Consider the following 22,794-nt stretch of genomic DNA (forward strand, 5'->3'; position numbering starts at 1 on the left):
GCCGGCGCCTCAGCCGCAGTGGCCGGCGATGTAGGCCTTGACCTGCGCGGCGTCGGCGCGCATCACCTGCACGCGCTTGGGCAGGGCTTCGATGCCCGCGAAAGCGGCCGGGCGCTCGGGCTCGCGGCCCAGGGCTTCGACGATGGTCTCGGCGAACTTGATCGGCAGCGCCGTTTCGAGGACCACCATGGGCACACCCGCGCGGCGGTGCTCGCGCGCGACCTTCACGCCGTCGGCGGTGTGGGTGTCGATCACCACGCCGAAACGCTGCGACACGTCGCGGATGGTGGCGAGGCGGTCGGCGTGCGTGCTCTTGCCGCTGAGGAAGCCGTAGGTGGCGGCGGCGCCCACGAAGGCGGCGTCGGCGCTGAGGTCGAAGCGGCCGTCGCGCGACAGGGCGTCGTGAAACAGCGCCTTGCAGCGCGCGGCGTCGCGGCCCACGAGGTCGAACACGAAGCGCTCGAAGTTGCTCGCCTTGGAGATGTCCATGGACGGGCTGGAGGTTTCGTGCGTGTCGGCGCTGCCGCGCACGCGGTAGACGCCGGTGCGGAAGAACTCGTCGAGCACGTCGTTCTCGTTCGTGGCCACCACGAGGCGGTCGATCGGCAGGCCCATCTGGCGCGCCACGTGGCCTGCGCAGACGTTGCCGAAGTTGCCGCTGGGCACGGTGAACGAGACCTTCTCGCTGTCGTGCTGCGTGGCCTGGAAGTAGCCCGCGAAGTAGTAGACGACCTGCGCGAGCAGGCGCGCCCAGTTGATCGAGTTGACGGTGCCGATCTTGTGTTCGCGCTTGAAGGCCAGGTCGTTGCTCACGGCCTTGACGATGTCCTGGCAATCGTCGAACACGCCTTCGATGGCGATGTTGTGGATGTTGGGGTCCATCAGGCTGAACATCTGCGCCTGCTGGAACGGGCTCATGCGGCCGTGCGGGCTCAGCATGAACACGCGCACGCCGCGCTTGCCCTTCATGGCGTGCTCGGCCGCGCTGCCGGTGTCGCCGCTGGTGGCGCCCAGGATGTTGAGCTCGGCGCCGCGGCGGCCCAGTTCGTACTCGAACAGGTTGCCCAGCAGCTGCATGGCCATGTCCTTGAAGGCCAGCGTGGGGCCGTTGGACAGGGCCTCGAGGTAGAAGCCGTCTTCGAGCCGCTTGAGCGGCACGATGGCCGCGCTGCCGAACACCGCCTCGGTGTAGGTGCGCTCGCACAGCGCGCGCAGGTCGGCCGCGGGAATGTCGTCGATGTAGAGCGAGAGGATCTCGAAGGCCAGCGCGGCATAACCGCCCGGCCGGCCGTTGCCGTAGGCCGCGCGCAGGCGCTGCAGACCGGCCGCGTCCACCTGCGGGTAGTGCTCGGGCAGGTAGAGGCCGCCGTCGGGCGCCAGGCCTTCGAGCAGGATCTCGCAGAAGCGCTTGCGGTCGGCGTGGCCGCGGGTGGAGAGGTAGCGCATCAGTTGAGCTCTTCCTTGCGGATGCGCACGATGGGCGCGAGCACGCTGGGCAGGGCCTGCAGTTGTTCAAGCACCTCGTTCATGGTGCCTTCGCGCGTGTCGTGGGTGAGGATGATCAGGTCGGTGCTGGTGGCGCCCTCGCCGCCCACCTCGTCGGCCTCGCGCTGCAGCACGGCGTCGATGCTGATGCCGCGGCCCGCGAGCAGGCCCGTGACCTGGGCCAGCACGCCGGCCTGGTCGGCCACGCGCAGGCGCAGGTAGTAGCTGGTGACCACCTCGCTCATGGGCAGCACCGGCAGGTCGCTCATGGCGTCGGGCTGGAAGGCCAGGTGCGGCACGCGGTGATGCGGGTCGGCGGTGTGCAGGCGCGTCACGTCGACGAGGTCGGCGATCACGGCGCTGGCGGTGGGCTCGCTGCCCGCGCCCTTGCCGTAGTAGAGGGTGCTGCCCACGGCATCGCCCTGCACCACCACGGCGTTCATGGCGCCTTCCACGTTGGCGATCAGGCGCTTGGACGGCACCAGGCTCGGGTGCACGCGCAGCTCGATGCCCGCGGCGGTGTCGCCGGCCACGTTCGGCCTGGGGCGGCGCTTGGCGATGCCCAGCAGCTTGATGCGGTAGCCGAGCTGTTCGGCGTAGCGGATGTCGATGGCCGAGAGCTTGGTGATGCCTTCGACGTGGGCCTTGTCGAACTGCACCGGGATGCCGAAGGCGATGGCGCTCATGATGGTCGCCTTGTGCGCCGCGTCCACGCCCTCGATGTCGAAGGTCGGGTCGGCCTCGGCATAGCCCAGGCGCTGGGCTTCCTTGAGCACCACGTCGAAGTCCAGCCCCTTGCCGCGCATTTCGGAGAGGATGAAGTTGGTGGTGCCGTTGATGATGCCGGCGATCCACTGGATGCGGTTGGCCGTGAGGCCTTCGCGCAGCGCCTTGATGATGGGGATGCCGCCGGCGACCGCGGCCTCGAAGGCCACCATGACGCCACGCTGCGAAGCGGCCGCGAAGATCTCGGTACCGTGCACCGCGAGCAGCGCCTTGTTGGCCGTGACCACGTGCTTGCCGGCCGCGATGGCCTCCATCACGAGCGCCTTGGCGATGCCGTAGCCGCCGATGAGCTCGATCACGATGTCGATCTCGGGGTTGGCGATGACCTCGCGCGCATCGCCCACCACCGTCACGCCCTCGCCCACGATGGCCCTGGCGCGCGCGACGTCGAGGTCGGCCACCATGGTGATCTCGATGCCGCGGCCCGCGCGGCGGCGGATCTCTTCCTGGTTGCGCCGGAGCACCTCGAAGGTGCCGCTGCCCACGGTGCCGATGCCCAGCAGGCCTACTTGAATGGGTTTCATGGTGAGGGAGAACAGAGAGCGGGGATCAGATCAGGTGCCGTGGCGTTTTCGCCAGTGCTCGAGAAACTTCGCGACGCGGCCGATGGCCTCGCGCAGGTCGTCCTCGTGCGGCAGGAACACGATGCGGAAGTGCTGGTTGTCGGGGTAGTTGAAGCCCGAGCCCTGCACCAGCATCACGCGCGTTTCCTGCAGCAGCTCGAGGAACATCTGCTGGTCGTCCTCGATGGGGTACATCTTGGGATCGAGGCGCGGGAACATGTAGAGCGCGGCCTGCGGCTTCACGCAGGTGACGCCCGGAATGGCGGTGATGAGCTCGTGCGCGAGGTCGCGCTGGCGGCGCAGGCGCCCGCCTTCGCACACCAGGTCGTTGATGCTCTGGTAACCGCCGAGCGCGGTCTGGATCGCCCACTGGCCCGGCACGTTGGCACACAGGCGCATGTTCGAGAGCATGTTCAGGCCCTCGATGTAGTCCTTGGCGGGCTTCTTGTCGCCCGAGACCACGAGCCAGCCCGCGCGGTAGCCGCACGAGCGGTAGCTCTTGGACAGCGAGTTGAAGGTGAGCGTGAGCACGTCTTCGGACAGGCTGCCGATGGGCACGTGCTTCACGTCGTCGTAGAGCACCTTGTCGTAGACCTCGTCGGCGAAGATCACCAGGCCGTGCTCGCGCGCGATCGAAACGATCTGCAACAGCAGCTCTTTCGAGTACAGCGCACCCGTGGGATTGTTCGGGTTGATGACCACGATGGCCTTGGTGGCCGGCGTGATCTTGCGGCGGATGTCTTCGAGGTCGGGCATCCAGCCCTTGGCCTCGTCGCAAAGGTAATGCACCGGCGTGCCGCCCGAGAGGCTCGCCGCGGCCGTCCACAGCGGGTAGTCGGGCGCGGGCAGCAGCACCTCGTCGCCATCGTCGAGCAGCGCGTTGGTGGCCATCACGATCAGCTCGCTCGCGCCGTTGCCGAGGTAGATGTCGTCGAGCGTGACGCCCTTGATGCCCTGCAACTGGGTCTCGTGCATCACCGCCTTGCGCGCCGCGAAGATGCCCTTGCTGTCGGAGTAACCGGCCGAGTTCGGCAGGTTGCGGATCATGTCCTGCTGGATCTCCTCGGGCGCATCGAAGCCGAACACGGCCAGGTTGCCGATGTTGAGCTTGATGATCTTGTGGCCTTCCTCCTCCATCTGCCGCGCCGCGTCCATGATCGGGCCGCGGATGTCGTAGCAGACGTTGGCAAGCTTGGCGGATTTCTGGATGGTCTTCAAAGTCCCTCCACGGCGGTGGATGTGGCGGCCCGAGTGCAAAGGGGCGGGGCTAAGATGCGAGCCCCCGAGCCCGGAGCAAACCGGCAATTTGACCACAGTTCCCCGGCCCGACCGGCCCGCCCAACGCGCATGAAACTGCACGCCGACAACCCCCATCTGCTCGCCATCACCGCCCAGGGCGAGGGCTGGGTCTCGGTCAATGGCGAACGCCACACCGGCAGCCTGGTGCTGAGTGCGTCGCGCGGCCTGCGCCACTGGCCCTGCCAGCGTTTCGAAGACCTGGGCGCGGCGCACTTCGAGGCCTTGCTCGACGCGCCCGACACGCCGCCCGAACTCGTGGTGTTCGGCAGCGGCCGGCGGCTGCGCTTCGTCGCCCCCGCGCTGCTGCGCGCGCTGATCGAGCGTGGCATCGGCGTGGAGACCATGGACACCGCGGCGGCCTGCCGCACGTACAACATCCTGGCCGGCGAAGGCCGCCGCGTCACGGCCGCTCTCCTCCTGGAGGGGTAGCGCCTGCCGGGCAGGGCGGTGCGTTAGGCGTTAAAATAGCCGGCTGTTGCCCGCAGCACGCCCCTGAATGCCTACGCACTACACGGGGTGGCCCCGGCGCAGCCAACGCAAACCATCCACTCAATACCAGGGGTTCCCTCAGCATGGCCGTCGTTGTCAACAAACCTATCCCCGAGTTCGAATCGCTGGCGACTGGCGGCGTGAAGGTCAGCCACCAGAGCCACCTCGGGCAAACCCTGGTGCTGTACTTCTACCCCAAGGACAACACGCCCGGCTGCACCACCGAGGCCATGCAGTTCCGCGACAAGTACAAGGACTTCGTGAAGGCCGGCGCCCAGGTGTTCGGCGTGTCGCGCGACAACATGAAGTCGCACGACGACTTCAAGGCCAAGCTCGAGCTGCCCTTCGAGCTCATCGCCGACACCGAAGAGAAGATGTGCCACATGTTCGGCGTGGTCAAGAACAAGATCATGTACGGCAAGAAGGTCAAGGGCATCGAGCGCAGCACCTTCCTGATCGGCCCCGACGGCGTGCTCAAGCAGGAATGGCGTGGCCTGAAGGTGCCGGGCCACGTCGAGGAAGTGCTCAAGGCCGTCAAGGCCCTGAAGAAAGCCGCCTGAGCCCGGACCGCGCGCGGGTTTGCTGCATCGCAGCGACACCCGCCGCCCCCGCTGGTGGCGCCACGGGGAATGTGCATAATGGGTCGCATGTCTTCGGGCATCCACCCCGTTTCTCCCCGTTCCCCCCTGCTCCGCCGCCCGCAAAGCCGCCTGGTCCGCCTGGCGGCTTTTTGTTTTTTCGAGCCCGCGCGCTGAACGCCACCCGACCCCATGCCCCTGCCCCCCGCCCCCACCAAACGCGCCGCCCTCCTCGCTCCCGACGCCTACTCGCTCAAAGCCTCCGACGCATCGCTCGACGACTTCACCGAACGCGGCGCCGGCCCGGCAACGCCGCCCGTTGCCGACGAGCCCGCGGCCCCGGCCCGCCGGCCGGCCCCGCAGGCCAAGGGCCGCAAGCGTAACCCGCCGGCCGCGGCCCCCGCCGAGCCCAGCCCGGTGATCGAGGACCGCGCCAAGGCGCCGCCTGCTGCGCCCGCGCCCGCAGTCACGCCGGCGGTCGCGCCGGCCCCGGCCCCGCGCCGGCGTCCCAGCAGCAAGCGCACGGCCGGCGGCCCGCCGCGCCTGTTCGTGCTCGACACCAACGTGCTGCTGCACGACCCGATGAGCCTGTTCCGCTTCGAGGAGCACGACATCTTCCTGCCGATGATCGTGCTCGAGGAGCTCGACGGCCACAAGAAGGGCATGACCGAGGTGGCCCGCAACGGCCGCCAGACCAGCCGCAACCTCGACGCGCTGGCCGCGCAGGCCGGCGGCGACATGGCCAAAGGCCTCAAGCTCGCGGCCACGGGGCATCAGTCGGCGCGTGGTCTGCTGTTCTTCCAGACCGAGCCGCTCGCCGACGAACTGCCCGCGAGCCTGCCGCAGGGCAAGGCCGACAACCAGATCCTGGGCGTGGTGGCGGGCCTGCGCCAGCGCCACCCCGAGCGCGAAGTCATCCTGGTGTCCAAGGACATCAACATGCGCGTGAAGGCGCGCGCGCTGGGCCTGCCCGCCGAAGACTACGAGAACGACAAGACGCTCGACGACGGTGAACTGCTGTACGCGGGCTCGCTCGCGCTGCCGCAGGATTTCTGGACGCGCCAGAGCAAGACCATCGAGAGCTGGCAGAGCGGCAGCCACACCTACTACCGCGTGAGCGGGCCGGCCGTGGGGCAGTTCTACATCAACCAGTTCGTCTATTTCGAGGCGCCCGGCGAGCCTTCGCTGTACGCGCGCGTGACCGAGATCCGCGACAAGACCGCGGTGCTCAAGACGCTCAAGGACTACACCCACCTCAAGAACGCGGTGTGGGGCGTGACCAGCCGCAACCGCGAACAGAACTTCGCGCTCAACCTGCTGATGGATCCCGAGATCGACTTCGTCACACTGGCCGGCACGGCCGGCACCGGCAAGACGCTGATGGCGCTGGCCGCGGGCCTCACCCAGGTGCTCGACGACCGCCGCTACACCGAGATCATCATGACGCGCGCCACCGTGAGCGTGGGCGAGGACATCGGCTTCCTGCCCGGCACGGAAGAAGAAAAGATGGGCCCGTGGATGGGGGCGCTCGACGACAACCTCGAGTTCCTGGCCAAGGGCGACGGCGGCAACGCGGGCGAATGGGGCCGTGCGGCCACCAACGAGCTCATCCGCAGCCGCATCAAGGTCAAGAGCATGAACTTCATGCGCGGCCGCACCTTCATGAACAAGTACGTGATCATCGACGAGGCGCAGAACCTCACGCCCAAGCAGATGAAGACGCTGATCACGCGCGCGGGCCCGGGCACCAAGATCATCTGCATGGGCAACCTCGCGCAGATCGACACGCCCTACCTCACCGAAGGCTCCTCGGGCCTGACCTACGCGGTCGACCGCTTCAAGGGCTGGCCGCACGGCGGCCACATCACGCTGGCGCGCGGCGAACGCTCGCGCCTGGCCGACTTCGCGAGCGAGGTGCTGTAACGCAGCAGCGGAGCGCGGGGGCCTCAGATCCGGCGCCGGGCCGCCCCAAGCCGGATCAGCCCCCTCGGGGGGCAGCGACCCGCGCAGCGGCGGAGCGTGGGGGCATCAGATCCGGCGCCGGGCCGCCCCAAGCCGGATCAGCCCCCTCGGGGGGCAGCGACCCGCGCAGCGGTGGAGCGTGGGGGCCTCAGTAATCCCCGCCGCCCACCAGCGTCTCGAAGCGGGTCAGCATGTTCAGGAAGGCGAGCTTCACGGTCCCCGTGGGGCCGTTGCGCTGCTTGCCGATGATGATCTCGGCCACGCCGGGCTCCTTGCAGGCCTCGCGCGTGTAGTACTCGTCGCGGTAGATGAACATGATGATGTCCGCGTCCTGCTCGATGGCGCCCGATTCGCGCAGGTCGCTCATCATGGGGCGCTTGTCGGTGCGCTGTTCCACCGAGCGGTTGAGCTGCGACAGCGCGATCACCGGGCACTGCAGCTCCTTGGCCAGCATCTTCAGGCCGCGCGAGATCTCGCCGAGCTCGGTGGCGCGGTTGTCGGAGCCGTCGCTGCTCGAGCCGCTCATGAGCTGCAGGTAGTCGACCACGATCAGGCCGAGCTTGCCGCACTGGCGCGCCAGGCGCCGCGCGTTCGCGCGCAGTTCGCTGGGCGTGAGGCCGGGGGTCTCGTCGATGTGCAGCGACACCGTGCGCAGCTTCTCGATCGCCTCGGTCAGGCGCGGCCATTCTTCATCGGTCAGCTTGCCCGTGCGCAGGTGGCCCTGGTTGATGCGGCCGATCGAGCCCACCACCCGCACCGCGAGCTGGGCCGCGCCCATTTCCATCGAGAACACCGCCACCGGCAGGCCCTCGTTGAGCGCCACGTGCTCGGCGATGTTGATCGCGAAAGCGGTCTTGCCCATCGAGGGTCGCGCGGCCAGCACCACGAGGTCGCCGGCCTGCAGGCCCGAGGTCATGCGATCGAGGTCGATGAAGCCCGTGGGCACGCCGGTCACGTCCTGCGGGTTGTCGGCCATCTCCTGCACGCGGTCGAGCAGGTCGACGACCAGCTTGTCCATCGACTGGAAGCCCTCCTTCATGCGCGAGCCTTCTTCGCCGATCTTGAAGATCTTCTGCTCGGCCTCGTCGAGGATCTTGGCGATCGGGCGGCCCTGGGGATTGAAGGCCGCGGTGGCGATCTCGTCGCTCGCCGCCACGAGCTTGCGCAGCACCGCGCGCTCGCGAACGATCTCGGCGTAGCGGCGGATGTTGGCCGCGCTGGGCACGTACTGCGCGAGCGAGTTGAGATAGGCCAGGCCGCCGATCTCTTCGGCCTTGCCCTGGTTCTGCAGGTGCTCGAACACCGTCACCACGTCGGCGGGCTTGCTGGCGTTGACCAGGGTCGCGATCGACGAGTAGATCAGGCGGTGCTCGTAGCGGTAGAAGTCGGAGTCGTTGACGAGGTCGGCCACGCGGTCCCAGGCGCCGTTGTCGAGCAACAGGCCGCCCAGCACGCTGGACTCGGCCTCGATCGAATGCGGTGGCACGCGCAACTGCGCGATCTGGCGGTCGCCGCCCTCGTCGAAACCGGTGCCGAGGTCGGGGAAGGGGCTGGAAAAGGCGGAAGACATGCGGCGTCGGAGCGGCTTCAGAGGGGCGTCGGCAAAGGGGGCATGGTACGCCCCAGGGTGTCCCGCGTCATGGGACAAGTCTGTGGATATCCGGTGGGCGCGCGGTGGGCATCGCGGGACAAGTCGGCGGCGCAAAAAGAAAAGCCGCTGCCCGGGAGCAGCGGCTTTCGGCAGGCCGGCGGGCCCGCGGGGATCAGGCGGTTTCGCCGAGCACCGTGACAGCGACGTCCACCGTGACGTCGGTGTGCAGGTGCACCTGAACCGTGTAGTCACCCACGTTCTTGAGCAGGCCGTTGGGCATGCGCACCTGGGCCTTGGCGACGCTGAAGCCCTGCTTTTGCAGTTCTTCGGCCACGTCGTTGTTGGTGACGGAGCCGAAGAGGCGGCCGTCCACGCCGGCCTTCTGCGTGAGCTTGACGTTCACGGCAGCCAGCTTTTCGCCCAGGGCCTGGGCTTCGGCCAGCTTGGCAGCGGCGGCCTTTTCGAGGTCGGCGCGGCGGGCTTCGAATTCGGCCACGGCGGTCTGGGTGGCGCGGCGCGCACGGCCCGAGGGGATCAGGAAGTTGCGGGCGTAGCCGTCTTTGACCTTGACCACGTCGCCCAGGGCGCCGAGGTTGACCACTTTGTCGAGAAGAATCACTTGCATGTCGGGCTCCTCAATCAGACGCGGTGCTGGTCGCTGTACGGCAGCATGGCCAGGAAGCGCGCGCGCTTGATGGCGGTGGTCACCTGGCGCTGGTAGATCGCGCGGGTGCCGGTCAGGCGTGCCGGGATGATCTTGCCGTTTTCGGCGATGAAGTCGCGCAGGACGTCCACGTCCTTGTAGTCGACTTCTTCAACCTTGGCGACGGTGAAGCGGCAGAAGCGCTTGCGCTTGAACAGCAGCGATTGCGTGTTGCGCTTGGGACGCTTGTCTTTGTTGAAACGCTTGGGTGCAGCCATGATGGGCCTTTCCTATGTCTTGCTGAATGCTTGGATGTGGAACACCACCCCTTTGCCGGTGCGTGCGTTCGCGAGAAAGCCGTCGAAGTGTGCAGCGTCGTTCAGGGCCTGCTTCTGCAGGGCTTCGGCGAGGGCGCCGAAGGCAACGGCCCTGAGCTGGACCTTGACGGTTCGGGGGGTGTCCAGTTCGGTCTGCTGCGACTCGTGCTCGAGCACGAGGTTGAGCGCCGGGATGCCGGCCGGGGTGTAGCGCAGGCTCTGCACCTGCACCACGACGGCCTGCAACTGGAGACGGTTCACCCGATTTCCGCGAGCCTCACGCCATGGGCATCAGGCGGCCTGCTCCTGCGACTGTTGCTGGGCCTTGCGGGCCTCTTCGCGCTCGACCGTCTTCATCATGGCCGAAGGACCGGTTTCGGCCTTCTTGCGCTGGACGGTGAGGTGGCGCAGCACGGCGTCGTTGAACTTGAAGGCGTGCTCCAGTTCGTCCATCACGGCCTGGCCGGCTTCGATGTTGACGCACAGGTAGTGGGCCTTGGACAGTTTGTTGATCTGGTAAGCCAGCTGACGGCGGCCCCAGTCTTCAACGCGGTGGATCTTGCCGCCGCCGGCGGTGATCATGCCCTTGTAGCGCTCCAGCATGGCCGGAACCTGTTCGCTCTGATCCGGGTGGATCAGCAAGACGATTTCGTAATGACGCATGGACTCTCCTTGTGGATGGAAGCCACCCGCGCGTCTGATGCGGTGTGGCAAGGCGGAAAACCCAGCATTATAGCCACACGGCCCCGGCAGACCGCCCTGCCCCGCCGTCCGGCGCTTCAGCGCAGGTCCAGGGCGCGCGCCAGCGGGGCGAACTTGTCCTTGCCCACGGCGTCGAGGATCTTGGGCGCGAGCTGCAGCAACTGCTCGTAGTTGCCCGCGGCCTCCACCGCCAGGTTGAGGCGAAAGCCCCGCAGGCCCAGTTCGGCCGTGAGGCGGGTGGCGATCGGGTAGGCGTCCTGGTAGCGCTGTTGCGGGCTGCGGCCATCCGCAGACGCTTCGGCGGCTTCGGGGGTGGCAGCGGGCGCGGCTGCCGGCTCCCCGACAGGGGTGATGAGTTCGAGCGCCAGCAGGTGGTCGACGTCTTCGCGGCTGCTGCCGATGGCCACGGAGGCCGCGACCACCTCGTCGAGCGTGCGCTTGCCGTCGATCAGGATCAGGACCGAGCGCTGCCGCGGCGTCAGGGGCACGGAGCGGTCCTTCATCACACGCAGCCCGGCTTCGGTTTTCGCAATCAGCATGTCTGGGTCGTTTCAAATGGCGAGGGCACCGGGCGAACCGGCCGAGGGCCCGAGCTTTACTTGGACTCAAGGCATTTTGAATTGGGGTTTGTCCACGAGAAGGCGGAAAAAAACCCGCTCGGGGCGGGTTTCGGGCAAAAGCGCACACCCGGCGGCGCCGGGTGGGCCAGGCCTCAGTCGTGGGCGTAGATGTCCACGTCCTTGGTCTCTCGAATGAACAGCAGGCCGATCACGAAGGTGCCCGCGGCCACGACCACCGGGTACCAGAGGCCGTAGAAGATGTCGCCCGTGGCCGCCACCATGGCAAACGCCGTGGTGGGCAGCAGGCCGCCGAACCAGCCGTTGCCGATGTGGTACGGCAGGCTCATCGAGGTGTAGCGGATGCGGGTCGGGAACAGCTCGACGAGCATGGCCGCGATCGGGCCGTACACCATGGTCACGAGCAGCACCAGGAACACCAGGATGGCCAGCACCATGCCCTTGTTCATCTTCTCGGGGTCCGCCGCCACGGTGAGGTTGGCCGCCTTGGCGGTGTCGGTGAGCTGCTTGCGGAACTCGGCGATGGCCTTGGCGCTGTCGGCCGAGAACGCGTCGCGCTTGTCGTTGAGCACACCCACCGGCGCGGTCAGCACCTTGTCGCCCAGCGTGATGGTGGCCGGCGCGCCCGGCTGGCCCTGCACGCTCTGGTACGGGATGTAGGCCTGGGTGAGCGCGCGCTTGGCGATGTCGCAGGTGGTGCGGAAGTCGATGTCGCGCGCAATCGGGCTGCCCTGGAACGAGCACTCCTTGAGGTCGGCCGTGACCGTGACCTTGGTGGCCTGCTGCGCCGCCACCAGCGCCGGGTTGGCGTAGTTGAGCAGCTTGGGGAAGACCGTGAAGTAGGTCAGCGCAGCGATCAGGCAGCCGCCCAGGATGATGGGCTTGCGGCCGATCTTGTCGGACAGCACACCGAACACGATGAAGAACGGCGTGCCGATGATCAGCGAGGCCGCGATCAGCAGGTTGGCCGTGGTCGCGTCGACCTTGGCGATGGTGGTGAGGAAGAACAGCGCGTAGAACTGGCCCGTGTACCAGACCACCGCCTGGCCCGCGGTGAGGCCCAGCAGCGCGAGGATCACGATCTTGAGGTTCTTCCACTGGCCGAAGGATTCGGTCAGCGGCGCCTTGGAGGTCTTGCCCTCGGCCTTCATCTTCTGGAACGCCGGGCTCTCGTTGAGGCTCAGGCGGATCCACACCGAGATGCCCAGCAGCAGGATGGACAGCAGGAACGGCAGGCGCCAGCCCCACTCGGCGAAGTCCTTGTCGCCCATGGCGGTGCGAACGCCCAGGATCACGAGCAGCGAGAGGAACAGGCCCAGCGTGGCGGTGGTCTGGATCCACGAGGTGTAGAAGCCCCGCCGGCCGTGTGGCGCGTGTTCGGCCACGTAGGTGGCCGCGCCGCCGTACTCACCCCCGAGCGCCAGGCCTTGCAGCATGCGCAGGATGATGAGGATGATGGGCGCGGCCATGCCGATCGAGGCATACGACGGCAGCAGGCCCACGATGAAGGTGGACGCGCCCATCAGCAGGATGGTCACCAGGAAGGTGTACTTGCGCCCGATCATGTCGCCCAGGCGGCCGAACACGATGGCGCCGAAAGGCCGCACCAGGAAGCCGGCCGCAAAGGCCAGCAGCGCGAAGATGTAAGCGGACGTGGGATCGAGCCCCGAGAAGAATTGGCGCGCGATGATGGCCGCGAGCGAGCCGTAAAGGTAGAAGTCGTACCACTCGAAAACGGTACCGAGGGACGAAGCAAAAATGACCTTGCGTTCCTCCCTTGTCATCGGTGCACTCGAAGCACTGGCGGTGGTGGTTGCCATGATGTCGATGTCTCCTTGGTTGGTGGCGCCGCTCGGGGCGGCCGGCGCAGTCTTGGTACACCGTCTGACACGAAACTGACGATTGCCCGTCAACGGTCGTCAGGGCGCCGTAAGGCGGCCAAACTCAGTGCAAACCCCTACGCCTATGGGATCAGCGGCGGCGCAGCACGCTGACCAGGGCGATCACCGCGAAGCCCACGGGCACGCCGAAGACCCCGGCCGACACCGGCTGAATGCCCCACCACAGGTCCTGGCCGGGCGCCAGGCCCAGCACCGCACGCACGGCCGGCGCGTTGAGCATCATGTAGCTCACGGTCACGCCCAGGCCCGCGAGCATGCCGGCCACCGCGGCCGCGCCCGTGGTGCGCGACCAGAAGATGCCCATGACCATGGCCGGCACCAGCGCCGAGGCCGCGAGCGAGAACGACGAGGCCACCAGCGGCAGGATCTCGGCGGGCTTGAGCGAGGCCACGAAGGCCGCGAGCGAGGCCACGCTGAGCAGCGCGAACTTGGACAGGATCACGCGCCGCTCGGGCGGCACGTCCTGCGCGAACTCGCGGCAGTAGGTGTCGCGCACCAGCGAGTTGCTGATGGTCAGCAGCAGGCCGTCGGCGGTGGACAGCGCGGCCGCAAGCCCGCCCGCGGCCACCAGGCCCGACACCACGTAGGGCATGCCGCCGAGCTCGGGCGTGGCCAGCATGATCACGTCGGCACCGAGCCGGATCTCGCCGAACTGCAGGATGCCGTCGCCGTTGATGTCGGTCACCGAGAGCAGCGAGTCGTCGAAGTTGGACCACTGCGCGAGCCAGGCCGGGAGTGCGTCGAAGCTGCGCCCCACCACGTTGCTCATCACCTCGTACTTCACGAGCGTGGCCAGCGCGGGCGCGCTCAGGTAGAGCAAGGCGATGAAGAACAGCGACCAGCCCACCGACGACCGCGCCGCCGCCACCGACGGCGTGGTGTAGTAACGCGTGAGCAGGTGCGGCAGCCCCGCCGTGCCCACCATGAGGCAGAACATGAGCGCGAGGAAGTTGGCGCGTGAGGTGTCGAAGGCCTGGCGCTCGGCGGGCGTGCCGTCGGGGTCGCCCGCGAAGGCCTGGGTGTGCGGCAGCAGGCCGCCCAGCGGGCGCGCGCGGTCCTGGCTGTCCTTCATGGCGCGCGTCCACTGCTCGCGCGCGCTGGCGGCGTCTTTGGGCAGGGTCGCGAGTTCGCGGCGCGCGGCCACCACCACCTCGATGTCGGCGTTCTGCTCGGTGAGCACGCGCACGCGCTCCTGGGCCGCGATGCGCTGCTGCTTGAGCGAGCCGTCCACGTCCTTGAGCCACTGCTCGTACTGGCGCGCCCGCGCCTGGAACGCGAGCTGCACCTCTTTCTCCTTGGGCGACTCCATGAGCTGGTGCTCGAGCGCCGCGATCTTGGGCAGTTGCGCACCGTGTGCGAGGGGCGCGAGCGGGTTGCCGAGCTGCTGGTAGGCCAGCCAGGACACCGGCACCAGAAAGGCCAGCAGCAAGATGACGTACTGCGCCACCTGGGTCCAGGTGATGGCGCGCATGCCACCGAGGAACGAACACAGCACCACGCCGCCCAGACCGAGCATGATGCCGATGTCGAAGTGCACGCCCGTCAGGCGCGAGGCCACCAGGCCCACACCGTAAATCTGCGCCACCACGTAGGTGAACGAACACAGCACCGCCGACAGCGCCGCGAGCCGGCGCGGCCAGCGCCCGCCGAAGCGGTGCACGAAGTAGTCGGGCACGGTGTACAGGTTGAGCTTGCGCAGGTGCGGTGCGATGAGCAGGCCCACGAGGCAGAAGCCGCCGGTCCAGCCGAGCACGAAGGCCAGGCCGCCGGCCTGCATGTCGGAGCCGCCAAAGCCCTGCAGGTAGAGCCCGCCGGCCAGGCTGATGAACGAGGCGGCGCTCATCCAGTCGGCGGCCGCGGCCATGCCGTTGTAGACCGGCGGGATGCGCCGGCCCGCGACGTAGTACTCCTCGGGGTCGGCGGTGCGGCCGTACACGCCGATGGCCCCGTACATCATGACGGTGGAGAACAGCAGGATGGGGCCGAGCCAGCGTTTGGACACGCCGTTGTGCTCGGCCCAGAGCATGACCAGCAGGAATGCGATCAGCGAAAGAACGTAGAGCGCCAGGATGCGGTGCAGGCGGCGCTTGTAGGCGGCGTAGGCGGGTCCTTCAAGCACCGGCGTCCCCGCGCGGCCCGTGCTCGTCGCGGCCTTCTTCGGCCTCGATGCGGTTCATGGCCCAGGCGTACACCGCCACGATGGCGATGAAGGCCAGCACCGCGCCCTGCGAGGCCAGCCAGAAGTGGAAGGGCCAGCCGAACACGGTGAAGCTCAGATCACGCGCGAAGAAGCACGCGACGAAGGACACCAGCACCATCACCACCAGCAGCACGGCCTTGAGCACCAGCGCGCGCCGGTCGTGCTTCTCTTTGGTGAGGGGTTCGGAAGGCATCCCGGAATCATCGCATCCGTGCCGTGGCCGCGGGCTAGGGTTTGCTCGGGCGGACCCACGGAAAAAGGGGCTCCGAAGAGCCCCTTTGCACTGGGTGACGTCGCGCGAGCGGGTCACTTGTTCGCTTCGGGCGCGAAGATGTCCTTCTTGTGGTTCTCGGGCACGAACAGCGCGCCGATGATCACCGTGGCCACCGCGATCACGATCGGGTACCACAGGCCGTAGTACGGGTCGCCGGTCTGCGCGATCATGGCGAAGGCGGTCGCGGGCATCAGGCCACCGAACCAGCCGTTGCCGATGTGGTACGGCAGGGACATGCCGGTGTAGCGGATGCGGGTCGGGAACAGCTCGACCAGCGCGGCGGCGATCGGGCCGTACACCATGGTCACCAGCACCACCAGGTAGGTGAGGATGAGCACCAGCGGGAAGGCCTGACCGGTGAACACGCCGAAGAAGTTGTCGACCTTCACGATGCCGGGCGCGGGCTTGCCGGCGGCCGGGTAACCGGCGGCGGCCAGGGCTTCATTCACGCCCTTGGTGAAGGCGGCGGGCACGGCCTTGACGTCGTCGCCGGTGAGCTTGGACGCCTCGTAGGCGGTGATCTCGGTGGCGCCGATCTGCACTTTGGCGGGCACCACGCCGGCCTGGTACTGCACCGAATAGCTCACCGAGCTGCGCGCGAGCAGGGCCTTGGTCACGTCGCAGGAGCTCGTGAACTTGGCGGTGCCGGTGGGGTTGAACTGGAACGAGCAGTCGGCCTTGTCGGCAATGATCGTGACCTTGGTGTTCTGCTGGGCTGCGTGCAGCGCGGGGTTGGCCAACTGCGTGATGCCTTTGAACACGGGGAAGTAGGTCACGGCGGCCAGCAGGCAGCCGGTCAGGATGATCTTCTTGCGGCCGATCTTGTCGGACAGGGTGCCGAAGATCACGAAGCCCACCGTGCCCAGCAGCAGCGCCCAGGCGATCAGCATGTTGGCGGTGAACATGTCCACGCGCAGGATGGTCTGCAGGAAGAACAGCGCGTAGAACTGGCCCGTGTACCAGACCACGGCCTGGCCGGCCACCAGACCCAGCAGGGCCAGCAGCGCGAACTTGCCGTTCTTCCAGTTGCCGAAGGCTTCCGAGATCGGGGCCTTGGACTGCGCGCCCTCGGCCTTCATCTTCTTGAAGGCCGGCGACTCTTCCATCTGGAGGCGGATCCACAGCGAGATGGCCAGCAGGAAGATGGACAGCAGGAACGGGATGCGCCAGCCCCAGGCGGCGAAGTCGGCCTCGCCCACGATGGAGCGCACCACCAGGATCACCATGAGCGAGAGCAGCAGGCCCAGGGTGGCCGTGGTCTGGATCCAGCTCGTGAAGAAGCCGCGGCGGCCGTGCGGCGCGTGCTCGGCCACGTAGACCACGGCGCCGCCGTACTCACCGCCGAGGGCCAGGCCCTGCAGCATGCGCAGCACGATCAGCAGCACGGGTGCGACCCAGCCGATGGTTTCGTAGCTGGGCAGCAGGCCGACCACGAAGGTCGAGATGCCCATGATCAGGATGGTGATCAGGAAGGTGTGCTTGCGGCCCACCAGGTCGCCGAGGCGGCCGAACACCAGCGCGCCGAAGGGGCGCACCAGAAAGCCGGCGGCGAAGGCCAGCAGCGCGAACACGTTGCGCGTCGCTTCGGGGAAAGACGAGAAGAACTGCGCGCCGATGATGGCGGCGAGCGAGCCGTAGAGGTAGAAGTCGTACCACTCGAAGATGGTGCCGGCCGACGAGGCCAGGATGACGCGCTTTTCCTCGCGGGTCATCGGTCGTTTGCGGGCATCCACCCCCGCGCCCGCCGTTGCGGTGTTTGTGTTCACGTTTGTCTCCTAATTGAAATGGGCCGGGCACCTCTCGGTGTCCCGGCCCGGTTTCTAGAGACCAGCGCTTACCGGGCGCTGACCCGGAACTGACGCGAAACTGACAGGCTCAGTTCGTGCCCGCGAGCAACTGCCAGGTGTCGACCACGGTGTCGGGGTTGAGCGAGATCGAACTGATGCCCTCGTCGCGCAGCCACTGCGCGAAATCGGGGTGGTCGCTGGGGCCCTGGCCGCAGATGCCCACGTACTTGCCCTCCGCCTTGCAGGCGCCGATGGCCATCTGCAGCAGCGCGCGCACCGCGGGGTCGCGCTCGTCGAAGTCGTGCGCGAGCAGCTCCAGGCCCGAGTCGCGGTCCAGGCCCAGGGTGAGCTGGGTGAGGTCGTTGGAGCCGATCGAGAAGCCGTCGAAGAACTGCAGGAAGTCCTTGGCCAGCACGGCGTTGCTCGGGATCTCGCACATCATGATGAGCTTCAGGCCGTTCTCGCCGCGCTTCAAGCCCTTGGCAGCGAGCAGCTCGGTCACGCGCTGCGCCTGGGCAAGCGTGCGCACGAAGGGCACCATCACCTGCACGTTGGTCAGGCCCATTTCTTCGCGCACGCGCTTGAGGGCTTCGCACTCCATCGCGAAGGCCTCGGCGAAGTCGTGGCTGATGTAGCGCGCCGCGCCGCGGAAGCCCAGCATGGGGTTCTCTTCGTCGGGCTCGTAGCGCGAGCCGCCCACGAGCTTGCGGTACTCGTTGCTCTTGAAGTCCGACAGGCGCACGATGACCGGCTTGGGCCAGAAGGCCGCGGCGATGGTGGCCACGCCCTCGGCGACCTTGTCGACGTAGAAGGCCCGCGGCGAGGCATGGCCACGCGCCACCGACTCCACCGCCTTCTTCAGATCGGCGTCGATCTGCGGGTAGTCGAGGATGGCCTTGGGGTGCACGCCGATGTTGTTGTTGATGATGAACTCGAGCCGCGCCAGGCCCACGCCGCCGTTGGGGATCTGGGCGAAGTCGAAGGCGAGCTGGGGGTTGCCCACGTTCATCATGATCTTCACGTCCATGTCGGGCATCTCGCCGCGCTGCACTTCGGTGATTTCGGTCTCGAGCAGGCCGTCGTAGATGTTGCCGGTGTCGCCCTCGGCGCAGCTCACGGTCACGAGCGTGCCGTCCTTGAGCAGGTCGGTGGCGTCGCCGCAGCCCACCACGGCCGGGATGCCGAGCTCACGCGCGATGATGGCCGCGTGGCAGGTGCGCCCGCCGCGGTTGGTGACGATGGCGCTCGCGCGCTTCATCACGGGCTCCCAGTTCGGGTCGGTCATGTCGGTGACCAGCACGTCGCCGGGCTGCACCTTGTCCATCTCGCTGATGCTGTGCACCAGGCGCACCGGGCCCGTGCCCACCTTCTGGCCGATCGCGCGGCCGCTGGCCAGCACCGCGCCCTTGCCCTTGAGCTTGTAGCGCACCTCGGTCTTGCCGGCGGCCTGGCTCTTCACGGTCTCGGGGCGGGCCTGCAGGATGTAGAGCTGGCCGTCGGTTCCGTCCTTGCCCCATTCGATGTCCATGGGGCGGCCGTAGTGCTGCTCGATCACCAGCGCGTAGCGCGCGAGCTGCTCGACGTCGGCCTCGGTGAGGCTGTAGCGGTTGCGCTGCTCGACCGGCACGTCCACGGTCTTGACCAGCTTGCCACTGGCGGCCTTCTCCTCGGCACTGCTGAACACCATCTGGATCAGCTTGGAGCCCAGGTTGCGGCGGATCACCGCGCGCTTGCCGGCCTTGAGCATGGGCTTGTGCACATAGAACTCGTCGGGGTTCACGGCGCCCTGCACCACGGTCTCGCCCAGGCCGTAGCTGCTGGTGATGAACACCACGTCGGAGAAGCCGCTTTCGGTGTCGATGGTGAACATCACGCCGGCCGCGCCGAGGTCGGAGCGCACCATGCGCTGCACGCCGGCCGACAGCGCCACCTCGGCGTGCGCGAAGCCCTTGTGCACGCGGTAGCTGATGGCGCGGTCGTTGTAGAGGCTGGCGAAAACCTCCTTCATCTTGTGCAGCACATCGTCGATGCCGACCACGTTGAGGAAGGTTTCCTGCTGGCCCGCGAACGAAGCGTCGGGCAGGTCTTCGGCGGTGGCCGAGGAACGCACCGCGAACGAGGCCTTGTCATTGCCCGCGCTCAGCGTGGCGAAGGCGGCGCGAATGGCCTGCTCGAGGTCGGCCGGGAAAGGCTGGGCCTCGACCCAGCCGCGGATCTCGGCACCCGCGGCGGCCAGGGCGCGCACGTCTTCGGTGTCGAGCGTGGACAGGCGCGCGTTGATGCGGTCGGCCAGGCCATCGTGCTTGAGGAACTCGCGAAAGGCATGCGCGGTGGTGGCGAAGCCCGTGGGCACCTTCACGCCGCTGGGCAGCTGCGAAATCATCTCGCCGAGGCTGGCGTTCTTGCCGCCGACCGACTCGACGTCGGTCATCCGCAATTTTTCGAAAGGCACGACCAGGGCGGTCGGCTCGAACAGGTTGGACATGGAAAAGCTCCTGAGGTTGAAAAACCGGGGTTCCATGCACCAGCGTGTGACCTGTGGTTGTGTTGTGGGTCGGCCACCGGGCAAGGCAGAAAAAGCGCCGTGGCGGCCACCGGATAATGCCCGCCACGCAATGGATGCGGATTGTAAGGACGGCGACCATGCCCCTCAGAACGGTTTTCTTCGTGTCGGACGGCACCGGCATCACCGCCGAGACCTTCGGCAATGCCATCCTGGCCCAGTTCGAGGCCGACATGCGCCGCGTGCGCCTGCCCTTCCTGGACAGCGTGGACAAGGCCCACCAGGCGGTGCGCCAGATCAACCACACCGCCGAGATCGAGGGCAAGCGCCCCCTGGTGTTCACCACCGTGGTCAACAGCGAGGTGCTGGGCGTGTTCCAGCAGCACTGCCGCGGCAAGCTGCTCGACATGTTCTCCACCTTCGTGCAGCCGCTCGAAGAAGAGCTGGGCATCAAGAGCAACCACCGCGTGGGCCGCTTCTCGGACGCCTCCAAGAGCAAGGCCTACCACGACCGCATCGAGGCCATCAACTTCTCGCTCGCGCACGACGACGGCCAGAGCAACAAGGATCTGGAATCGTCCGACGTGATCCTGGTGGGCGTGAGCCGCAGCGGCAAGACGCCGACCTCGCTCTACCTGGCCATGCAGTACGGCCTCAAGGCCTCGAACTACCCGCTCATTCCCGAAGACTTCGAGCGCCGCAAACTGCCGCCCGCGCTCATGCCCCACCGCAAAAAGCTGTTCGGCCTCACCATCGCGCCCGAGCGCCTGAGCGAGATCCGCAATGAGCGCCGGCCCAACTCGCGTTACGCGGCCCTGGAGAACTGCCGCATGGAGGTGGCCGAGGCCGAGGCCATGATGCGCCGCGAGGGCATCCGCTGGCTCTCCACCACCACCAAGTCGATCGAAGAGATCGCCACCACCATCCTGCAGGAAGTGCGGCCCGAGCGGCTCGAGTACTGATCGCGCGCGGCGCCCTTCAGCGCGTCTTCAGATTCGGGTCAGATCCGCGTCAGCGCCGGGTCAGGGGGCTGTCAGTGCGGCGCCAGACACTGCGCGCCTCTGGCACTTCCCAAGGAGACAAGCGTGGACCCCGAACTGGCGCAACGCATCGCCGCACACCCGGCCTACCAACAACTCAAGCGCTCGCGATCGGCCTTCGGCTGGTGGCTCACGCTCGCGATGATGCTCGTGTACTACGGCTTCATCGTGCTGGTCGCTTTCGACAAGCCCTTTCTCGCGCAGCGCCTGGGTGAAGGCGTGATGACGCTGGGCATTCCGCTCGGTTTCGGCGTCATCGTGTTCACCGTGGTGATCACCGCGGTCTACGTGCGCCGCGCCAACCGCGAGTTCGACGAACTCGCGCAGCAGCTGAAGAAGGCGGTGCAGGCATGAAGGCGCGCCACCTCCCCCTTGCCGCCCTGCTCGGCGCGGCCTCGGCCGCGGCCTGGGCCGCGGGCGCCGACCTCGGCCAGGCCGAGAAGCAGGCCACCAACTGGACCGCGATCGTGATGTTCGCGGCCTTCGTGATCGCCACGCTCTTCATCACCAAGTGGGCCGCCGGGCGCACGCGCAACGCGGCCGACTTCTACACGGCGGGCGGCGGCATCACGGGCTTCCAGAACGGCCTGGCGATCGCGGGCGACTACATGAGCGCCGCGTCCTTCCTGGGCATCAGCGCGGCCGTGATGGCCAGCGGCTTCGACGGCCTCATCTACTCGATCGGCTTCCTCGTGGGCTGGCCCGTCATCACCTTCCTGATGGCCGAGCGGCTGCGCAACCTGGGCCGCTTCACCTTCGCCGACGTGGCTGCGTTCCGCTTCGACCAGGCGCCGATCCGCATCTTCGCGGCCAGCGGCACGCTGGTGGTGGTGGCCTTCTACCTGATCGCGCAGATGGTGGGCGCAGGCCAGCTGATCAAGCTGCTGTTCGGGCTCGAGTACTGGATCGCGGTGGTGATCGTGGGTGCGCTCATGATGGTCTACGTGCTGTTCGGCGGCATGACCGCCACCACCTGGGTGCAGATCATCAAGGCCTGTCTGCTGCTGGGCGGCGCCTCGTTCATGGCCTTCATGGTGCTGTGGCACTTCGGCTTCAATCCCGAAGCCATGTTCGCCGAGGCCGTGCGCATCAAGGCCAGCCTGGCCACGGGCAAGACCGCCGAGGAAGCCGCGGCCATCGGCCAGTCCATCATGGGCCCGGGCAACTTCGTGAAAGACCCGATCAGCGCGATCAGCTTCGGCATGGCGCTGATGTTCGGCACCGCGGGCCTGCCGCACATCCTCATGCGCTTCTTCACCGTGCCGAGCGCCCGCGAAGCGCGCAAGAGCGTGATGTGGGCCACCGGCTGGATCGGCTACTTCTACCTGCTGACCTTCATCATCGGCTTCGGCGCCATCACCTTCGTGCTCACCAACCCGCAGTTCCTCGACGCCAAGGGCGCGCTGCTGGGCGGCGGCAACATGGCCGCGGTGCACCTGGCCAATGCGGTGGGCGGCAACGTCTTCCTGGGCTTCATCTCCGCCGTGGCCTTCGCGACCATCCTCGCGGTGGTGGCCGGCCTCACGCTCTCGGGCGCCTCGGCCGTGTCGCACGACCTCTACGCCACCGTGATCAAGCAGGGCAAGGCCAGCGGCCATGCCGAGCTGCGCGTGAGCAAGATCACCACGATCGTGCTCGGCGTGGTGGCCGTGGTGCTGGGCATCGCGTTCGAGAAGCAGAACATCGCCTTCATGGTGTCGCTGGCCTTCGCCATCGCAGCGTCGGCGAACTTCCCGGTGCTCTTCATGAGCGTGCTCTGGAAGGGCTGCACCACGCGCGGTGCGGTGATCGGCGGCTTCCTGGGCCTGGTGTCTTCCGTGGCGCTCACCATCGTGTCGCCCTCGGTGTGGGAAGCCACGCTGGGCAACCCCAAGGGCTCGGCGCTGTTCCCCTACACCTCGCCCGCGCTGTTCTCCATGACCATCGGTTTCGTGGGCATCTGGTTGTTCTCGGTGCTCGACCGCAGCCAGCGCGCACGCACCGACCGCGCGGGCTTCCTGGCGCAGCAGGTGCGTTCGGAAACCGGCATCGGCGCGGCCGCCGCGTCGGCGCACTGAGCCGCGTCGCGGACATGAAAAAGCCACCGCATGCGGTGG

20 protein-coding genes are annotated in these 22,794 nt (G+C 67.6%); 6 read left to right on the plus strand and 14 right to left on the minus strand.

All coding sequences use genetic code 11. The features are described 5' to 3' along the window. Window positions 1-9: 9 nt before the first annotated feature. Genes thrC through WDZ95_RS00990 form a run of 3 tightly spaced genes read right to left on the minus strand, consistent with a single transcriptional unit; the run spans window position 10 to window position 4,052 of the window. Window positions 10-1,446 (minus strand): threonine synthase, encoded by a 1,437-nt coding sequence (thrC, locus tag WDZ95_RS00980; RefSeq protein ID WP_425775867.1) that lies wholly within the window; start codon window positions 1,444-1,446, stop codon window positions 10-12. After that, complete coding sequence (locus WDZ95_RS00985) at window positions 1,446-2,795, minus strand: homoserine dehydrogenase (protein WP_425775868.1); 1,350 nt, start codon at window positions 2,793-2,795, stop codon at window positions 1,446-1,448. The genes thrC and WDZ95_RS00985 overlap by 1 nt, the downstream gene beginning before the upstream one ends. 30 nt (window positions 2,796-2,825) lie before the next feature. Beyond that, complete coding sequence (locus WDZ95_RS00990) at window positions 2,826-4,052, minus strand: pyridoxal phosphate-dependent aminotransferase (RefSeq protein ID WP_287468877.1); 1,227 nt, start codon at window positions 4,050-4,052, stop codon at window positions 2,826-2,828. A 129-nt stretch (window positions 4,053-4,181) separates the two neighbouring features. Here WDZ95_RS00990 and WDZ95_RS00995 point away from each other — a divergent pair, with 129 nt between their 5' ends. The 3 genes from WDZ95_RS00995 (at window position 4,182) to WDZ95_RS01005 (ending at window position 7,123) form a co-directional block, all read left to right on the plus strand. Then, window positions 4,182-4,562: an Mth938-like domain-containing protein gene (locus WDZ95_RS00995; protein ID WP_425775869.1), complete on the plus strand. Its 381-nt coding sequence runs from the start codon at window positions 4,182-4,184 to the stop codon at window positions 4,560-4,562. Window positions 4,563-4,705: 143 nt separating this feature from the next. Further along, a complete protein-coding gene (locus WDZ95_RS01000; RefSeq protein WP_166226939.1) occupies window positions 4,706-5,182 on the plus strand; it encodes a peroxiredoxin in 477 nt (158 codons plus the stop codon). 210 nt (window positions 5,183-5,392) lie between these two features. Then, a complete protein-coding gene (locus tag WDZ95_RS01005) occupies window positions 5,393-7,123 on the plus strand; it encodes a PhoH family protein (RefSeq protein ID WP_425775870.1) in 1,731 nt (576 codons plus the stop codon). Between the two features lie 187 nt (window positions 7,124-7,310). Here the strand turns inward: WDZ95_RS01005 and dnaB are convergent, their stop codons facing one another. The 11 genes from dnaB to ppsA form a co-directional block, all read right to left on the minus strand. Then, the gene (gene dnaB / locus WDZ95_RS01010; RefSeq protein ID WP_166226941.1) at window positions 7,311-8,732 is read right to left on the minus strand and encodes a replicative DNA helicase; all 1,422 of its coding nucleotides are present in this window, start codon (window positions 8,730-8,732) and stop codon (window positions 7,311-7,313) included. A gap of 193 nt (window positions 8,733-8,925) precedes the next feature. Then, a complete protein-coding gene (gene rplI, locus WDZ95_RS01015) occupies window positions 8,926-9,378 on the minus strand; it encodes a 50S ribosomal protein L9 (protein ID WP_166226942.1) in 453 nt (150 codons plus the stop codon). A gap of 14 nt (window positions 9,379-9,392) precedes the next feature. Beyond that, window positions 9,393-9,674, minus strand: a complete 282-nt coding sequence (gene rpsR / locus WDZ95_RS01020) for a 30S ribosomal protein S18 (protein ID WP_166226943.1) — start codon at window positions 9,672-9,674, stop codon at window positions 9,393-9,395. A 12-nt stretch (window positions 9,675-9,686) separates the two neighbouring features. Next, entirely contained in the window at window positions 9,687-9,974 is a 288-nt protein-coding gene (gene priB, locus WDZ95_RS01025; RefSeq protein ID WP_166226944.1) for a primosomal replication protein N, read from the minus strand. A gap of 30 nt (window positions 9,975-10,004) precedes the next feature. After that, window positions 10,005-10,376 (minus strand): 30S ribosomal protein S6, encoded by a 372-nt coding sequence (gene rpsF / locus WDZ95_RS01030; RefSeq protein ID WP_166226945.1) that lies wholly within the window; start codon window positions 10,374-10,376, stop codon window positions 10,005-10,007. Between the two features lie 116 nt (window positions 10,377-10,492). Then, window positions 10,493-10,954, minus strand: coding sequence for a hypothetical protein (locus WDZ95_RS01035; RefSeq protein ID WP_425775871.1), 462 nt, complete (start codon window positions 10,952-10,954; stop codon window positions 10,493-10,495). Window positions 10,955-11,127: 173 nt separating this feature from the next. Continuing rightward, a complete protein-coding gene (locus WDZ95_RS01040; RefSeq protein ID WP_425775872.1) occupies window positions 11,128-12,813 on the minus strand; it encodes an MFS transporter in 1,686 nt (561 codons plus the stop codon). Window positions 12,814-12,964: 151 nt separating this feature from the next. Next, entirely contained in the window at window positions 12,965-15,013 is a 2,049-nt protein-coding gene (locus tag WDZ95_RS01045; RefSeq protein ID WP_425775873.1) for a VC_2705 family sodium/solute symporter, read from the minus strand. Continuing rightward, entirely contained in the window at window positions 15,006-15,287 is a 282-nt protein-coding gene (locus WDZ95_RS01050) for a DUF4212 domain-containing protein (RefSeq protein WP_425775874.1), read from the minus strand. Before WDZ95_RS01050 ends, WDZ95_RS01045 begins: the two co-directional genes overlap by 8 nt. A 113-nt stretch (window positions 15,288-15,400) precedes the next feature. Then, window positions 15,401-17,080: an MFS transporter gene (locus WDZ95_RS01055; protein ID WP_425775875.1), complete on the minus strand. Its 1,680-nt coding sequence runs from the start codon at window positions 17,078-17,080 to the stop codon at window positions 15,401-15,403. A gap of 163 nt (window positions 17,081-17,243) precedes the next feature. Next, window positions 17,244-19,640, minus strand: coding sequence for a phosphoenolpyruvate synthase (gene ppsA / locus WDZ95_RS01060; protein ID WP_425775876.1), 2,397 nt, complete (start codon window positions 19,638-19,640; stop codon window positions 17,244-17,246). 158 nt (window positions 19,641-19,798) lie between these two features. On the opposite strand from ppsA, the gene ppsR reads away from it, so the two are divergent. The 3 genes from ppsR (at window position 19,799) to WDZ95_RS01075 (ending at window position 22,755) form a co-directional block, all read left to right on the plus strand. Next, window positions 19,799-20,620 carry a posphoenolpyruvate synthetase regulatory kinase/phosphorylase PpsR gene (gene ppsR, locus WDZ95_RS01065; protein ID WP_425775877.1) on the plus strand — a complete coding sequence of 274 codons (822 nt, stop codon included), beginning with the start codon at window positions 19,799-19,801 and terminating at the stop codon, window positions 20,618-20,620. 123 nt (window positions 20,621-20,743) lie between these two features. Beyond that, complete coding sequence (locus WDZ95_RS01070; protein WP_287470008.1) at window positions 20,744-21,052, plus strand: DUF485 domain-containing protein; 309 nt, start codon at window positions 20,744-20,746, stop codon at window positions 21,050-21,052. Continuing rightward, window positions 21,049-22,755 (plus strand): cation acetate symporter, encoded by a 1,707-nt coding sequence (locus tag WDZ95_RS01075; RefSeq protein WP_166226952.1) that lies wholly within the window; start codon window positions 21,049-21,051, stop codon window positions 22,753-22,755. Before WDZ95_RS01070 ends, WDZ95_RS01075 begins: the two co-directional genes overlap by 4 nt. The last annotated feature ends 39 nt before the right edge of the window (window positions 22,756-22,794 follow it).

It is taken from the genome of Hydrogenophaga sp. T2 (assembly GCF_049843535.1).
Lineage (GTDB): Bacteria > Pseudomonadota > Gammaproteobacteria > Burkholderiales > Burkholderiaceae_C > Hydrogenophaga > Hydrogenophaga crocea.

Excerpts from the sequence above, each read along its gene's own strand:
- WDZ95_RS01000 (WP_166226939.1), top strand. The coding sequence starts at position 4,706 with ATGGCCGTCGTTGTCAACAAACCTATCCCCGAGTTCGAATCGCTGGCG.
- rplI (WP_166226942.1), bottom strand. The coding sequence starts at position 9,378 with ATGCAAGTGATTCTTCTCGACAAAGTGGTCAACCTCGGCGCCCTGGGC.
- thrC (WP_425775867.1), bottom strand. The coding sequence starts at position 1,446 with ATGCGCTACCTCTCCACCCGCGGCCACGCCGACCGCAAGCGCTTCTGC.
- dnaB (WP_166226941.1), bottom strand. The coding sequence starts at position 8,732 with ATGTCTTCCGCCTTTTCCAGCCCCTTCCCCGACCTCGGCACCGGTTTC.
- ppsR (WP_425775877.1), top strand. The coding sequence starts at position 19,799 with ATGCCCCTCAGAACGGTTTTCTTCGTGTCGGACGGCACCGGCATCACC.
- WDZ95_RS01050 (WP_425775874.1), bottom strand. The coding sequence starts at position 15,287 with ATGCCTTCCGAACCCCTCACCAAAGAGAAGCACGACCGGCGCGCGCTG.
- WDZ95_RS01075 (WP_166226952.1), top strand. The coding sequence starts at position 21,049 with ATGAAGGCGCGCCACCTCCCCCTTGCCGCCCTGCTCGGCGCGGCCTCG.
- WDZ95_RS00995 (WP_425775869.1), top strand. The coding sequence starts at position 4,182 with ATGAAACTGCACGCCGACAACCCCCATCTGCTCGCCATCACCGCCCAG.
- ppsA (WP_425775876.1), bottom strand. The coding sequence starts at position 19,640 with ATGTCCAACCTGTTCGAGCCGACCGCCCTGGTCGTGCCTTTCGAAAAA.
- WDZ95_RS01040 (WP_425775872.1), bottom strand. The coding sequence starts at position 12,813 with ATGGCAACCACCACCGCCAGTGCTTCGAGTGCACCGATGACAAGGGAG.
- WDZ95_RS01055 (WP_425775875.1), bottom strand. The coding sequence starts at position 17,080 with ATGACCCGCGAGGAAAAGCGCGTCATCCTGGCCTCGTCGGCCGGCACC.
- rpsR (WP_166226943.1), bottom strand. The coding sequence starts at position 9,674 with ATGGCTGCACCCAAGCGTTTCAACAAAGACAAGCGTCCCAAGCGCAAC.
- rpsF (WP_166226945.1), bottom strand. The coding sequence starts at position 10,376 with ATGCGTCATTACGAAATCGTCTTGCTGATCCACCCGGATCAGAGCGAA.
- WDZ95_RS01035 (WP_425775871.1), bottom strand. The coding sequence starts at position 10,954 with ATGCTGATTGCGAAAACCGAAGCCGGGCTGCGTGTGATGAAGGACCGC.
- WDZ95_RS01005 (WP_425775870.1), top strand. The coding sequence starts at position 5,393 with ATGCCCCTGCCCCCCGCCCCCACCAAACGCGCCGCCCTCCTCGCTCCC.
- WDZ95_RS00985 (WP_425775868.1), bottom strand. The coding sequence starts at position 2,795 with ATGAAACCCATTCAAGTAGGCCTGCTGGGCATCGGCACCGTGGGCAGC.